Origin of the sequence: Cupriavidus sp. SIMBA_020 (assembly GCF_046535395.1) — a bacterium.
GTDB classification, from domain to species: Bacteria; Pseudomonadota; Gammaproteobacteria; order Burkholderiales; family Burkholderiaceae; genus Cupriavidus; species Cupriavidus campinensis.
In genome coordinates, this window is the sequence record NZ_JAWRWU010000374.1 from 1 (window position 1) to 285 (window position 285).

At 72.3% G+C, this 285-nt stretch carries 1 protein-coding gene; it reads left to right on the forward strand.

Annotation, left to right across the window (positions count from 1 at the left end):
* Window positions 1-285 (forward strand): AMP-binding protein (locus tag SB751_RS29650; protein WP_410748979.1); only part of this gene is annotated, 285 nt, incomplete at both ends.

Genomic DNA, 285 nt, shown 5'->3' on the forward strand with positions numbered 1-285 from the left:
GGCCGAGCGCGTGGCGCGCATGGCGGGCGCATTGCGCCAGTTGGGGCTGCGGCGCGAGGAACGCATCCTGCTGCTGATGCAGGACACGGCGGACTGGCCGGTGGTGTTCCTGGGCGCGCTGCACGCCGGCGTGGTGCCCGTGGCCGTGAACACCCTGCTGACGCCGGACGATTACGCCTATATCCTCAACCACAGCCGCGTGCGCGCCGCCTTCGTCTCCGAGAGCCTGCTGCCGACCTTGCAGGCCGCGCTGGCGCAGGCCGGGCGTGGGGTGGGCAATGTGCG